Source organism: Limimaricola soesokkakensis (genome assembly GCF_900172345.1).
In the GTDB taxonomy this organism is placed as follows: Bacteria; Pseudomonadota; Alphaproteobacteria; order Rhodobacterales; family Rhodobacteraceae; genus Limimaricola; species Limimaricola soesokkakensis.
Genome location: NZ_FWFY01000017.1, coordinates 23,162 through 36,583, shown reverse-complemented (window position 1 = coordinate 36,583; position 13,422 = coordinate 23,162). Strand labels below are relative to the sequence as shown.

General features: G+C 68.4%; 14 protein-coding genes. 11 read left to right on the top strand and 3 right to left on the bottom strand.

Annotated features, from left to right (window positions below):
- From LOS8367_RS17465 to LOS8367_RS17450, 4 genes are all read left to right on the top strand, one after another.
- Positions 1–335: YeeE/YedE family protein (locus LOS8367_RS17465; protein WP_085897828.1), on the top strand; the 335-nt coding region annotated here is incomplete at its 5' end.
- A 1-nt stretch (position 336) separates the two neighbouring features.
- On the top strand, positions 337–780 hold the full coding sequence (locus LOS8367_RS17460) for a YeeE/YedE family protein (RefSeq protein ID WP_085897827.1): 444 nt from the start codon (positions 337–339) through the stop codon (positions 778–780).
- Positions 777–1,694, top strand: a complete 918-nt coding sequence (locus LOS8367_RS17455; RefSeq protein ID WP_085897826.1) for an MBL fold metallo-hydrolase — start codon at positions 777–779, stop codon at positions 1,692–1,694. The genes LOS8367_RS17460 and LOS8367_RS17455 overlap by 4 nt, the downstream gene beginning before the upstream one ends.
- A gap of 64 nt (positions 1,695–1,758) precedes the next feature.
- Positions 1,759–3,507 carry a SulP family inorganic anion transporter gene (locus LOS8367_RS17450; protein ID WP_085897831.1) on the top strand — a complete coding sequence of 583 codons (1,749 nt, stop codon included), beginning with the start codon at positions 1,759–1,761 and terminating at the stop codon, positions 3,505–3,507.
- A gap of 52 nt (positions 3,508–3,559) precedes the next feature.
- On the opposite strand, the gene LOS8367_RS17445 is transcribed toward LOS8367_RS17450, so the two are convergent.
- From LOS8367_RS17445 to LOS8367_RS17435, 3 genes are all read right to left on the bottom strand, one after another.
- Positions 3,560–4,141, bottom strand: a complete 582-nt coding sequence (locus LOS8367_RS17445; protein WP_242665639.1) for a L,D-transpeptidase — start codon at positions 4,139–4,141, stop codon at positions 3,560–3,562.
- Positions 4,142–4,286: 145 nt separating this feature from the next.
- Positions 4,287–5,693: an ATP-binding protein gene (locus LOS8367_RS17440; protein ID WP_085897824.1), complete on the bottom strand. Its 1,407-nt coding sequence runs from the start codon at positions 5,691–5,693 to the stop codon at positions 4,287–4,289.
- Positions 5,690–6,355: a winged helix-turn-helix domain-containing protein gene (locus LOS8367_RS17435; protein WP_085897823.1), complete on the bottom strand. Its 666-nt coding sequence runs from the start codon at positions 6,353–6,355 to the stop codon at positions 5,690–5,692. The genes LOS8367_RS17440 and LOS8367_RS17435 overlap by 4 nt, the downstream gene beginning before the upstream one ends.
- A gap of 84 nt (positions 6,356–6,439) precedes the next feature.
- Here LOS8367_RS17435 and dsbD point away from each other — a divergent pair, with 84 nt between their 5' ends.
- From dsbD to LOS8367_RS17400, 7 genes are all read left to right on the top strand, one after another.
- Positions 6,440–8,278: a protein-disulfide reductase DsbD gene (gene dsbD / locus LOS8367_RS17430; protein WP_085897822.1), complete on the top strand. Its 1,839-nt coding sequence runs from the start codon at positions 6,440–6,442 to the stop codon at positions 8,276–8,278.
- Positions 8,275–9,093, top strand: a complete 819-nt coding sequence (locus LOS8367_RS17425) for a TlpA disulfide reductase family protein (RefSeq protein ID WP_085897821.1) — start codon at positions 8,275–8,277, stop codon at positions 9,091–9,093. The genes dsbD and LOS8367_RS17425 overlap by 4 nt, the downstream gene beginning before the upstream one ends.
- Positions 9,090–9,842, top strand: a complete 753-nt coding sequence (locus LOS8367_RS17420; protein WP_085897820.1) for a L,D-transpeptidase — start codon at positions 9,090–9,092, stop codon at positions 9,840–9,842. Before LOS8367_RS17425 ends, LOS8367_RS17420 begins: the two co-directional genes overlap by 4 nt.
- On the top strand, positions 9,839–10,471 hold the full coding sequence (locus LOS8367_RS17415; protein WP_085897819.1) for a DsbA family protein: 633 nt from the start codon (positions 9,839–9,841) through the stop codon (positions 10,469–10,471). Before LOS8367_RS17420 ends, LOS8367_RS17415 begins: the two co-directional genes overlap by 4 nt.
- 77 nt (positions 10,472–10,548) lie before the next feature.
- Entirely contained in the window at positions 10,549–11,127 is a 579-nt protein-coding gene (locus LOS8367_RS17410) for a L,D-transpeptidase (RefSeq protein WP_085897818.1), read from the top strand.
- A gap of 98 nt (positions 11,128–11,225) precedes the next feature.
- Entirely contained in the window at positions 11,226–12,182 is a 957-nt protein-coding gene (locus LOS8367_RS17405) for an MBL fold metallo-hydrolase (RefSeq protein ID WP_085897817.1), read from the top strand.
- An 891-nt stretch (positions 12,183–13,073) separates the two neighbouring features.
- The gene (locus LOS8367_RS17400) at positions 13,074–13,265 is read left to right on the top strand and encodes a hypothetical protein (RefSeq protein WP_085897816.1); all 192 of its coding nucleotides are present in this window, start codon (positions 13,074–13,076) and stop codon (positions 13,263–13,265) included.
- Positions 13,266–13,422: the final 157 nt, after the last annotated feature.

Here is a 13,422-nt window from a genome sequence, read left to right as displayed (position 1 = left end):
TCAGCGGCCTCACCTCGCGGATTTTCGCCCGCTCGACCGATGCCGAGGCGCGCGGCGTCTCGGCGCTGTTCGTGCTGGGCCTGCTGCTGGCCGCGCCGATCTGGCTGCTGGTGTCCGGCGAATGGCCGCAGCAATGGGTGCCGTCGAGCCCGGCGCTGATGGCGGTCGCGGGCCTGCTGGTGGGCTTCGGCGCCACCTATGGCAATGGCTGCACCTCGGGCCATGGCGTCTGCGGCATCAGCCGCGGCTCGATGCGCTCGATCACTGCCACCGTCACCTTCATGGCCGCGGCCTTCGTCACGGTCTTCGTCACCCGTCACCTGATCGGAGGCTGAGATGAAACAGATCTTCGCGCTTCTCTCCGGCCTGATCTTCGGCTTCGGCCTGATCATCTCCGGCATGTCCGACCCGGCCAAGGTGCTGAACTTCCTCGACGTGTTCGGCACTTGGGATCCGAGCCTCGCCTTCGTCATGGGCGGCGCCATCGCGGTGACTGCACCGGGCTTTGCCTGGCTCACCCGGAGCCGCTCGCGTCCGTTCTTCGACACCGAGTTCCGTATCCCGAGCCGCACCGACCTCGACCCCAAGCTGCTGACCGGCGCGGTGCTGTTCGGCACCGGTTGGGGGCTCGGCGGCTTCTGCCCCGGCCCGGCGCTGACCGCGCTGCCGATCGCGGCGACCGGGACGCTGATCTTCGTGCCCTTCATGCTGGCCGGCATGTGGCTGGCCCGGCATACCCCTGACCTCTCCATGCCCCTCAGCAAAGGAGCCACCCAATGACCGACCCCCTCAAGAGCCGCGTCGTCCGCCATTCGCCCTCGACCGGCGAAGGCAGCCCCGATGTCTGGGGTATCTACGAGCCCGACACCGGGTCGATCCAGTATATCTGCGCCGATCCCAAGACCCGTCAGGCGGCGCTGATCGACGTGGTCTGGAATTTCGATCCCAAGAACTACCGTTTCTCCACCGAGAGCATGGATCAGGTTCTCGACATCGTGCGCGACAACGACCTGAAGGTGCAGTGGGTGCTCGACACTCACCCCCATGCCGACCACGTCATGGCCTCGGCGCACCTCAAGGCGCGCACCGGTGCCCCCAACGCCATCGGCGCGCTGGTCCCCGAGATCGCCAAGATCTGGGCCGATATCTACAACCTGCCCGACGCCTTCGACGCGAACCGCGATTTCGACCACCTGTTCGAGGAGGGCGAGACCTTCAAGATCGGTGAGCTGGACGCGCGTGTGATGCTCTCGCCCGGTCATACGCTGGGCTCGATCACCTATGTCTGCGGCGACGCGGCCTTCGTGCATGACACGCTGATGCATCCCGACGCCGGCACTTCGCGCTCGGATTTCCCGGGCGGCAAGACAGCCGAGCTGTGGGACTCGATCCAGGACATCCTCGCCCTGCCGGGCAACACCCGCCTCAATGTCGGCCATGACTACGGCACCAAGGAGCGCAAGGAGCCGATGTGGGAGGCCACGGTCGACGAGCACCGCGCGCACAACATCCACGTCAAGGATGGCACCGAGCGCGAAGCCTTCATCGAGCGCCGTCAGACCCGCGACAAGACGCTGGCGCTGCCGAACCGCATCCTCGCCGCGCTGCAGATCAACCTGCGCGGCGGTCGGCTGCCCCCGGCGGAGAATGACGGCAACCACTACCTGAAGCTGCCGGTGAACCGCTTCGACTGAGCTTACGGGCGGCCCACGGGCCGCCCGCTTTCCTTCCCCAAAGACCGGACGGATACGGATGACCATGCCCCCGCTGTCGCGCTATTTGCCGATCCTCGACTGGGGACGGCGTTACGACCGCTCCACCTTCACCGGCGACATGGTCGCCGCCGTGATCGTGACGATCATGCTGATCCCGCAGTCGCTGGCCTACGCGCTGCTTGCCGGCATGCCGCCCGAGGCCGGGATCTATGCCTCGATCGCGCCGATCCTGCTCTACGCGATCTTCGGCACCTCGCGCGCATTGGCGGTGGGCCCGGTCGCGGTGGTGTCGCTGATGACGGCGGCGGCGGTGGGCAACATCGCCGAAAGCGGCACGGCGGGCTACGTTGCCGCGGCGCTGACGCTCGCCTTCCTGTCGGGCGCGATGCTGCTGGCGCTGGGGCTGTTCCGCCTCGGCTTTCTCGCCAACTTCCTGTCGCACCCGGTGATCGCGGGCTTCATCACGGCGTCTGGCATCCTGATCGCGGCGAGCCAGCTGCGCCATATCCTCGGCATTGAAGGCGAAGGCCATACGCTGATCGAGATCCTCGACGGGCTTTGGTCGCATTTGGGCGAGACCAACCTGATCACCGTCGTGCTCGGCGTCTCTGCCACCGCGTTCCTGTTCTGGGTCCGCAAGGGGCTGAAGCCGCTGTTGCGCCGTATCGGCCTCGGCCCGCGCATGGCCGACATCGGCGCCAAGACCGGCCCCGTCCTGGCCATCGTCGCCACGACGCTGGCGGTCTGGCTGTTCGATCTGGGCAAACGTGGCGTCGCTATCGTCGGCGAGGTGCCGCAAAGCCTGCCGCCGCTCACCCTGCCCTCCTTCTCGCCCGCGCTGCTGTCGCAGCTGTTCGTCCCCGCCCTGCTGATCTCGATCATCGGCTTCGTCGAGTCGATCTCGGTTGCGCAGACGCTGGCCGCCAAGAAGCGCCAGCGCATCGACCCCGACCAGGAGTTGATCGGGCTCGGCACCGCCAACCTCGGCGCGGCCTTCACGGGCGGCTTCCCGGTGACGGGGGGCTTCTCGCGATCGGTGGTGAACTACGATGCCGGGGCCGAGACCCCCGCCGCCGGGGCTTTCACCGCCCTTGGCCTGGCGCTGGCCGCGCTGTTCCTGACGCCGCTGATCCACTACCTGCCCAAGGCGACGCTGGCCGCCACGATCATCGTCGCCGTCCTCAGCCTCGTCGACTTTTCGGTTCTGAAGCGTGCCTGGGCCTTCAGCCGCGCCGATTTCGCCGCCGTCTCGGCGACGATCCTGCTGACGCTGGTGTTCGGTGTCGAGGTGGGCGTCACCGCGGGTGTGGTCACCTCGATCCTCGTGCATCTCTACAAGACCTCGCGCCCGCACATGGCGGTGGTCGGCCGGGTGCCGGGCACCGAGCATTTCCGCAACGTGCTGCGCCACGAGGTCGAGACCCAGCCACACGTGCTGTCACTGCGCGTCGATGAAAGCCTCTACTTCCCGAACGCCCGCTATCTTGAGGACCAGCTGTCGGCCTATGCCGCCGACAAGCCTGAACTCACCGACGTCGTGCTGATGTTCCCGGCAGTCAACGAGATCGACCTTTCGGCGCTGGAATCGCTCGAGGCGATCAACACTCGTCTGCACGACGCGGGCATCCGCCTGCATCTGAGCGAGGTGAAGGGGCCGGTGATGGATCGCCTCAAGCGCAGCCATTTCCTCGACGAACTGACCGGCGAGGTGTTCCTCAGCCAGCACGAGGCGGCGTGCAAGCTGGCGGAAGGCGGGCCGGAAACCCCGCAGCCGGTCCGCCAGAGCGCCTGAACCGGTGCCCCGGTCGAGCCGCCCCATGCCCTGCCTCTGCGGCGATCGAACCTTAGGCCATGCCCACCTTGGGATACAGGAACACCTTCGTCTCCAGTGGCACCTTTTCATAGAGCTCGATGATCTGCTCGTTCACCAGGCGGGCGCAGCCGTTCGACACGGCGGTCCCGATGGTGGATGGCGCGTTGGTGCCGTGGATGCGCAGGAAGGTGTCGTAGCCGTCCTTGAACAAGTAGAGCGCCCGGGCGCCCAGGGGGTTATCGATCCCGCCCGGCATGCCGTCGGCCCATTTGCCGTAGACCTCCGGCTCGCGTTCGAGCATGCCGGGGGTCGGTGTCCAGCTGGGCCATTCCTTCTTGGCTTGGATCAGGAAGGTCCCCGCCTCGTAGAGATCGTCTCGGCCCACCCCGACCGCGTAGCGCAGCGCTCGCGCGCCCGGCAGCGTCCAGTAGAGCGCGAACTCGTCGGGCATGACGTGTATCTGCCCGGCCGGGATGCCTTCGGCGATGGCCACCTCGCGGGGCGGGATCACCGCGGCCTGCGCCGCGCCCTCATGCGCCAACACCCTCCCGGCGGGTAGCGTGGCACCCGCGAAAGCAGCGGCCGTTCTCTTGAGAAAACCTCGTCTCAGCATGCGTCACCTCGTCCGTTTTGTCCCGACGCCGACGGATGTCATACGCAGGATATGGTAATGATGGCCCCGCGCTGGCACCGGTCGATCCGGGGTTCCAAGCGCAGTGCGTCCATGCCGTGTCGAATGCATCGAGCTTAAGGCAGCCTTACGAGCGTGTGGCAGTGTCGCGTCCTTCCGACGCCCTGCCGCTTTCGTGAAGGGGTCCGGCACAGGGCAGCACAATCTGCACAGCCTCGCCTCCGCCCGCCCGTGGCGCGAAGCCAAGCCGCCCGCCGAGCCGCTCGACCGCCACCTGCGCGATCGCCAGCCCCAGCCCGCTGCCCCCCGCGGGCGCGCCCGCACCGCGAAAGAACCGCTCGGTCACGCGGGCCCGCTCGGCCTCGGGAATGCCGGGTCCACGGTCGAGCACGGACAGCGTGATCCGCGCGTCCCGTGCCACGCCTTCGACCACGACCTCGCAGCCCGGCGGGCTCGCCAGCACGGCGTTTTCAACGATATTGCGCAACGCCACGGCGGGCAGCACCGGGTCGGGTATTCGGCAGAACAGCTCTGGTGCCATCTCCAGCCTGAACTGCACATCCCGCTCGATGGCCAGCCTCCGCATGTCCTGCACCAAGTCGGTCGCCAAGCGCGTCATGTCGACGATCTCGCCACCTCCCTCCGGAGCTCCGTCAACGGCAGCGAGTTCGAGAAGCTGCCGAACCATCCGGTCGGTGCGGGCTACCCCGGCCTCGATCCGCGCCAGCGCCTGCCGGCGTGTCGCCTCGTCCGGGGCCATCGCCGCGATCTGCGCCTGCGTCTTGATGCCCGCAAGCGGGGTCTTCAGCTCATGCGCGGCGAAGGCGGTGAAGCTCTTCTCCCGCTCGCGCGCCCCGGCCACGCGAGCGAACAGCCCGTCGAGCGCCGCGCCCATGGGCCGGATCTCGCGCGGCAGCGGGCCTGCCGACACCGGCCCGAGATCATCGGCCGTTCGCGCGCTCAGCGCCCGTGCCATCCGGTCGAGCGGCGCAAGACCGCGCCCGACGCTGATCCAGATCAGCGCCGCCAGCACCGGCAGGATCGCCAGCGCCGGCAGCAGCAGCCCGCGCACCACGTCCGTGACCAGTCGCTCGCGCACGGTGAGCCGGTCGCCGACCATCACCCTCAGGCCCAGATCTTCGTTGATCATGGTGTAGACGCGCCACGCCTCGCCATCGACGAGGCTGTCGGAAAAGCCCGTTTGCTCCGCCGCGAGCCGCCCCGATGGCGCGCTGGCTGAGGCGCCCAGCAGCGTCCCGTCGAGCGACCAGATCTGGCAGGAGAGCTGGCGCGAATAGTCCGAGCCCGCCGCGGGCACGGGCAGGTCCAGCTCCACCGGCCCGGCCGAGGCCACGTCGATCCGCCGGTCCGAGATCAGCGACGAGACCATCTGCGCCGCCTCGGCGAGGCGCGCGTCGAGCACCTGTTCAACCTCTGAGCGGGTCGAGTGCTGGATCCACCAGACCGCCGAGAGCCAGACCACCCCGGTCGCCGCCAACAGGATCACGAACAGCCGCGTGCGGATCGAACTCATGGCCGCGGCTCCGCGAGGCGGTAGCCGACGCCGCGCACCGTCTCGATGAAGCCCGCGCCCAGTTTGGCCCGCAGCTTGTGAACATGCACCTCGACGGCGTTGCTCTCGACCCCCTCCTGCCATCCGTAAAGGCGCTCCTCCAGCCGGTCCTTCTCGACGATCACGCCGGGGGTCTCGATCAACGCGCGCAGCACCGAAAATTCGCGCCGCGAGAAGCGCAGCTCGCGCCCATCCATCTCGCCGCTCATCCGCGACGGGTCGAGCCGCAGCCCGTTCCATTCGAGCAGCGCGCTGGCCCGCCCCTCGGCGCGGCGAATGATTGCGCGCAGCCGGGCGCTGACCTCGCCCAGATCGAAAGGCTTGCCGAGGTAGTCGTCCGCCCCGGCGTCGAGCCCGCCGATCCGGTCGCGCACCTGGTCGAGCGCCGTGAGCAGCAGCACCGGCAAACGGTCGCCGCCCGCTCGCAGCCCGGCCAGCAGGTCGAGCCCCGAGCCGTCGGGCAGCATCAGGTCGAGCACCACCGCCGAGAAGCCGCCCTGCGCCAGCGCCTCGCGCGCATCGGCGCAGCAGGTCACCAGCTCCGGGGTGAAACCCTGCAACCGCAGCCCGACGCTCAGCCCGTCGGCCAGCGTCTCGTCATCCTCCACGATCAGAACCCGCATCCCGCCTCCGGTTGTCGTCCTTGCCGTCGCTGTTGCGCCTGCGGGCTTAAGGGCCGCTTAAGGTAGCGCGCCGATCCGGGCGCCATGACACGGACCCTTTCATACCCCGCCGCCCTGCGGCGCGCCATCATCGCCCCGCTCCTCGCGGCGCTGTCCCTCGCCCTGGTCGTCGCCGCCGCCCTTGCGCAGAGCGGCGACGCCTTCGGCCGGCAGTCGCCGCCGATGGACCCGCGCGAGGCCTTCGCACTCGAGGTCTTGCCGCAGCCTGATGGCAGCCGTCTGCTGCGCTGGGACGTTGCTGAGGGCTATTACCTCTACCGCGAATACCTCGCCGCCGAGACCGAGGACGGGAGATCGCTGACCCTCGAGACCGAGCCCGGCGTCACCAAGGACGACCCGACCTTCGGCACCGTCGAGGTGTATTTCCATGGCACCGAGGCGCAGCTCGGCGCGGCGGAAGGCCCGGTGCGCGTGACCTACCAGGGCTGTCAGGAGGACGGGATCTGCTACCCGCCGGTCACCGACACCCTGCCCGCGATCGAGGCTGCGGCCACGCCGCCCGCGCCCGGACCCGCCTCCGTCAAAGACCCGGCGACATCCGTGGCATCGGAAAGTGGCATCATCCTTGCCAATGAGGGCGGCCTGCTCGACGGGCTGAGCGCCCGTGGTGGGCCGCTTCTCGTGCTGGCGGGCTTCTTCGGCTTCGGGCTGCTGCTCGCCTTCACGCCCTGCGTCTTCCCGATGTTTCCGATTCTCGCGGGGCTGCTGGCCGGACAGGACGGCACGGTCGGCGCCAGACGCGGCGCGCTGCTCTCGGGCACCTACGTGCTGGCGATGGCGGCGGCCTTCGGCCTGCTGGGCCTCATCGCCGCGTGGTCGGGCCAGAACTTGCAGGTGGCGCTGCAATCGCCCTGGGCCGTGGGCGTGGTCGCCGTGGTCTTCGTGGCGCTGGCGCTGTCGATGTTCGGCCTCTACGAGATGCGGCTGCCGCAGGCCTGGACTGGTCGGCTGTCGGGCATCGGTGCGGGCCGGGGCGGCACGCTGGGCGGGGCCGCGGCGCTCGGCTTCACCTCGGCGCTGATCATGGGGCCCTGCGTGACCGCGCCGCTGGCCGGGGCGCTCCTTTACATCGCGCGGACCGGCGACGCGTGGCTCGGTGCGGCCGCGCTCTTCGCGCTCGGTCTGGGACAGGGCGTGCCGCTCCTGATCGCGGGGACCTTCGGCGCGCGGATGCTGCCGCGTGCGGGGGCATGGATGGAGGGCGTTAAGGCCGCCTTCGGCGTCGTCTTCCTCGGCATGGCGATCTGGCTCGGCGGCCGGCTGCTGCCCGGCCCCGCCACGCTGGCGCTCTGGGCGGCGCTGCTGCTTGGTTCAGGCGTCTTCGTCGGCGGGCTGGACCGGCTGGAGCCCGGCTCCGGCACGGCGCCGCGCATCCGCAAAACCGTCGGGCTCGCCGCGATCCTCGCCGCCGTGCTCATGGGCCTCGGGGCGGCGAGCGGCGCGGAGGACCCGATGCGCCCGCTGGCCGGTCTGCGCCCGGCCGAGGCCGCGCCCGGTGTCGCCGATAACGATATCGCCTTCACCCCCGTCACCTCGGTGCCGCAGCTCGACGCCGCGCTCGCAGGGAGCGACGGGCCGTCGATGATCTACGTCACCGCCGACTGGTGCGTCACCTGCAAGGTGATTGAGCGCCGCCTCTGGCCCGACCCGATGGTCCGCGAGGCGCTGGCAGGCACCACGCTCATCACCGCCGACCTGTCGGAGTTTGACGCCGAGGGGCAGGCGCTGCTCGATCACCTCGGCTCGGTCGGCCCGCCCACCATGGTGTTCCTCGACGCCGAGGGCCGCGAGGCGCCGGGCAGCCGCTTGATCGGCGAGCCGGGCGTGGAGGAGGTCGTGGCCTCGGCGCGGACGATCCGATGAACGCGGTGGCGATCGGCCCACTGGTGTTCTCCGGCGAGCGATTCCTCGCCGTGATCGCGGTGCTCGTCTTCATCGGCGTCGCCGAGATCGCCGCGTGGCGCCGCCCCGCGCAGGCCGAGGCGCTGCGGCGCTGGTCGCTCATCGCCGTCCTCGGCTGGGTGGCCGCGGCGCGCGCGGGCTTCGTGGCGATACAGTTGGACAGTTTTCGCGCTGCGCCGCTCGACGCGTTGAAGCTCTGGCAAGGCGGCTTCGCACCGCAGGTGGGCCTGTTCGGGCTGGGCCTCGCGCTTGTGGCGGCGCTGCTGCGCCACCCCAGGACGCTGACGCCGTTGCTGCTGGCCGTCACCCTCGCGGGCACGGGGGTCGCGGTGGCCCGGGCCGCGCTGCCCGACGAGACGCGCGGACGCCTGCCCGCGATCCATCTCGCGGAACTGTCAGGCCGCCCGTTCCCGCTCGCCGAGACGGCGGGGCAGCCGCTTGTCATCAACCTCTGGGCCAGCTGGTGCCCGCCCTGCCGCCGCGAACTGCCGATGATGATGGAGGTCGCCGCCGAAACGAAGGGGGCGCAGATCCTCTTCGCCAACCAACGCGAGGCGACGCAGGTGATCGAGACCTACCTCGCGGGGCAGTCGCTGGGCACGACCGGCGTGCTGCGCGACCCGGAGGGCGCGCTGATGGAGGCGTTCGGCCTGCTGGGCCTGCCGACCACCCTGTTCTTCGACGCCGAGGGAAGGCAGCGGGCCGCCCATACCGGCGAAATCTCCCGCGCGCAGCTCCGCGCGGGCCTCGACGACCTCGAAAGGACCACCCCATGACCGGAACCATCCGCCCCCGGCGGCTGGCGTCGCTCGCGCTGCTGCCGCTTCTGGCGGCCTGCGCTGCCGCCCCAGCGCCCGAACCCGCCGCTCCTCCCGAGGCCGAACCCGTGCTCCCCGCCGAGGTCCGGGCGATGTATGCGACGGTGGAGGACGAGGGCGAGGTCATTCCCGCCGTGCCCGAACAGTATCTCGACGAACGCAATCGCCGCCAGGAGGTCGGCTACTGGACCGACGAGGCGCCCGGCACCATCGTAGTCGATCCGCATGCGCGGTTTCTCTACCTCGTGATGGAGGGCGACCGGGCGATGCGCTACGGCGTCGCGGTGGGCGATCAGGGGCGCGGCTTCTCGGGCGAAGGCAACATCCCCTTCACCCGCGAATGGCCGCGCTGGACGCCGACCCCCAACATGCTGCGCCGCGATCCCGACCTCTACGGGCCCCATGCCGGCGGCATGGAGGGCGGCATCGACAACCCGCTCGGCGCGCGGGCGCTCTACCTGTTCAAGGACGGGCGCGACACGCTCTACCGCATTCACGGCACCAACGACCCATGGTCGATCGGCAAGGCCACCTCGGCCGGCTGCATCCGCCTGTTCAACCAAGACATCATCGACCTGCACGAGCGCGCCCGCGCGGGCGCCAAGGTCGTGGTGCTGAGCGAAGCCGACAGCGGCAAGGGCACGGTGCCGCCGGGCACGCCCCTGCCCACTCCCCAGCAGACGACCAACCAAGGAGAGACCTCATGACCAACCTCACCCGCCGCACCGCGCTCACCGGCGGCCTGCTCGCCTTGGGCGGCATCACGCTCTGGACCGCGACGCGCTCGGCGCGCGCGCAGGAGCAGCCGCTGCGCCCGACCATCGACGAGGTGATGTTCGACCCCGCCAACCCGGTGCTCGGCAACCCCGAGGGCGACGTCACCATCGTCGAGTTCTTCGACTACCAATGCCCCTACTGCAAGGCGAACCACCCGGTCCTGAACGAGGTGGTCGAAGCAGACGGCAATGTCCGGCTGGTGATGAAGGATTGGCCGATCTTCGGCGCGCCATCGGTGCGCGCGGCTCAGCTGGCGCTCGGCGCGGCCTCGCTCGACTCCTACCTGACCGCGAACGACGCACTGATGGCGACCGAGGGGCGGCTGGACGACACGCTGATCGAGGAGACGCTCGCCGAGGCCGGGCTCGACGTCGCGGCGCTCGACGCCGCCTATGGCGAGAACCGCGACAAGTGGGACGGGCTTCTCACCCGCAACGGCGCGCAGGCAGCAGCCTTCCAGCTGCGCGGCACGCCCGCCTTCATCATCGGCACGGTGATCTACCCCGGCGCGATGGACAAGGCCGGGCTCGAGAACGCGATCGCGATGGCGCGCGGCTGAGCCCCCTTAAGGCTGGGATAAGGCGACCGTGGTCGACCTGTCCCGGCCTCCCAACCAAGAGCAGGACCACAGGCAAGATGAGCACCACCCCCACCCGCCGGCAGGCGCTTTTTGGCGCGGCTGCCGCCACGACCGCGCTGGCCACCCCCTCGCTGTTGCGCGCACAGTCCGCACGGCCTCCCGCGCAGGCCCCCGTGCAGCGCAACGTGTCGAGCTTCCGCACCCAGTATTGGCAGGATCACTTCGACACGCTCGGTGTCGCCACCATCGTCGCCGACACCCAGTCGCGCGCGCTGCACTACTGGAACGCCGATGCCTCGGACTACCGCGTCTTCCCGACCTCGATTCCGATCTCCGAGGAGCTGACCAAGCGCGGCTACACCGAGATCGTGCGCAAGAAGGTCGGCCCCGACTGGACCCCGACGCCGAGCCAGGTCGAGCGCAATCCCGAGCTGCGCTACATGCCGCCCGGCCCCGACAACCCGCTCGGCACCCACGCGATGTATCTGAGCTGGCCCGCCTACCTGATCCACGGCACGCATGACACCCGCAAGATCGGGCGGCCCTCCTCCGATGGCTGCATCGGTCTCTACAACGAGATGGTTGCCCAGCTCTTCGCCATCACCCCGGTCGGCACGCAAGTCCGCATCATCTGAAGCCTTGCGGGCGGTGCGGGCTGGACCACCGCCGCCCGCGCCACCATGCTCTCCGGCGAGACGCCCCGCCCGTCGTGCGGCAGGAGGAGAGGATTTCGATGAGACATATTCCCGGCGTGCTGGCCGCCCTGACGCTGTTCGCCGCCACCGAGGCACTGGCCGACGAGGACATCGCGGATCAGTATCCGGGCTCGCTGCTCTACGCCAAGCCGGTGGAGTTCCTCCCCGGCGTCTGGACCGCCACCGGCGCCACCGCTCCGCCGACCTACGAGAATGCCGGGCACAACAACAATCTGAGCTTCATCGTCACCGGCGACGGGGTGGTGGTGGTCAACGCGGGCGCCAGCCGCGGTCTGGCGCAGGCGCTGCACGACGAGATCCGCACGGTGACCGACCAGCCGGTGAAGCTGGTGATCGACGAGAACGGACAGGGCCACGCGATGCTCGGCAACGGCTACTGGGTCGACGAGGGCGTGCCGGTTCTGGCCCATACGGAGGCAGCGCGCGCCTTCGAGGAGGACGGCGACGCTTCGTTCCTGGCAGGCGAGCGGCTGCTGCGCGACCGGTTCGAGACGACCCGTCTTCAAGGCCCGACCGAGACGTTCGAAGAAAGCTACACCGTGCCCTTCGGAGATTTCCCGATCGAGGTGCTCTACCTCGGCCCGGCCCACAGCCCCGGCGACATCGTGGTCTGGCTGCCCGAGCAGAAACTGGTGATCTCGGGTGACATGGCGTTTCACGAGCGCATGCTGCCGGTCTTCGCCGACACCGACACCCGCGCCTGGATCGAAACATGGGAAACCGCCTTCGAGCCCTTGGGCGCGACCTATGTCATCCCCGGCCATGGCCACCCGACCAACATGGATCAGGTGCGGCGCTACACCCGCAACTACCTCGTCTGGCTGCGCGAGAAGATCGGCGCGCATCTCGACGCAGGCGGCGGTCTGGCGGATGCCTATTACGTCGACCAGAGCCCCTTCGCGCATCTCGACACCTTCGAGGAACTGGCAACAAAGAACGCGGGCCGCGTCTTCGAGCAGATGGAGTTCGAGTAATTTCTACAAATACCGCGCAAACGCCTTACAGCACTTTGCTCCAATGTCTGGAATGCGCAGGAAGCGGACTCTGCAAAGTCGGTTCGCGGCCTAATAACCGATTGGCGCCCCCGGCCCAGAGCTGACACTCCTGACCGGTGCAGCGAAAGTCCGGTTCGAGTTGGTTGCTTTAACGAAGTGGGTCCATCTACGTCCGTGAAAGGACCTCGGAGCGGACGGAGTCAATTTACGCGAGTTGATATATGCAAGGGTCGGCACTGAGGTGGTGCGCAAGAACCGCCGTGGCCACGGCTAACTTTCTTGCGACAGCAAGACGAGCTTGGCCAGATGCGAGTATTTCGTTCGTGAATGCCTATAAGCCGACATGCAACTGAAGGCATACAAAGGCAACTGCGAGCAGCATTCAGTCCAGTGGAAGCGGGGCCAGTTAAATGTCGAAAGCCACGCGCGCCGGGCGAGGAAAATATCCCTGACCGGCACGCGCTGCCCCTTCTTCACCGTTGTCGGAACAGTGCGTCAGGAACGCTCTATTGTGACTGGGGTTCCCCCGGTCTTTTCGCAATCCTCAGACGCGTGGCGACATGTTGGGTCGCCGGTTCGGTCGCACAGACCCTGCCGGCATATGGCCGACGGGGCCGTGCGACAGGTCACCCGCTGTCTGCTCAACGCGAGCTTCTTGGCCCGCTGATTACCCTCAGGATGTAAGTGTCCAGCTTTGCTTGACCCTTGGGCAGCGAGGCGCAGATTGGAACGTCATGACGAAGACAACGCACAGCCACTGCCCTGTCCTTGTTGTTAGCAGGCGGTGCTCACAGAGCGTTGCGATACTCACGAGTTTGCCTGGTAACGAATTGATCGATCAGTCCATGAGCAACGAATGAGGGTTTCAGTATGTCCACGGCACGACTACTCGACGACTGTGTTCGCGACGACGGATTCATTGATGCCGACCTGATGGCCCAGGCCTTGGCCATCCAGCCCGAGCAGTTGGCCCATCTCTCTTGGGATCAGCAGCGTTTGGCGCAGCTTTACCATTTGGCCAGCATCGTTCGGCCTTGGGTCTCCTCCAACGCTGAGGTCTGAGTCTGGGTGCGCTGCAAGAGACTCGCGCCCTTAGGCGGGCAGACAGCTGACGCGTTCCGTCGAGACGGCCGAGGCAAAGAGCTGTTCGCCCTCCTCAAAGGTGGCATTCCAGAAATGGGTGCCTTTACGAGCCGAACTCCCCTTCTTGCCGACACGA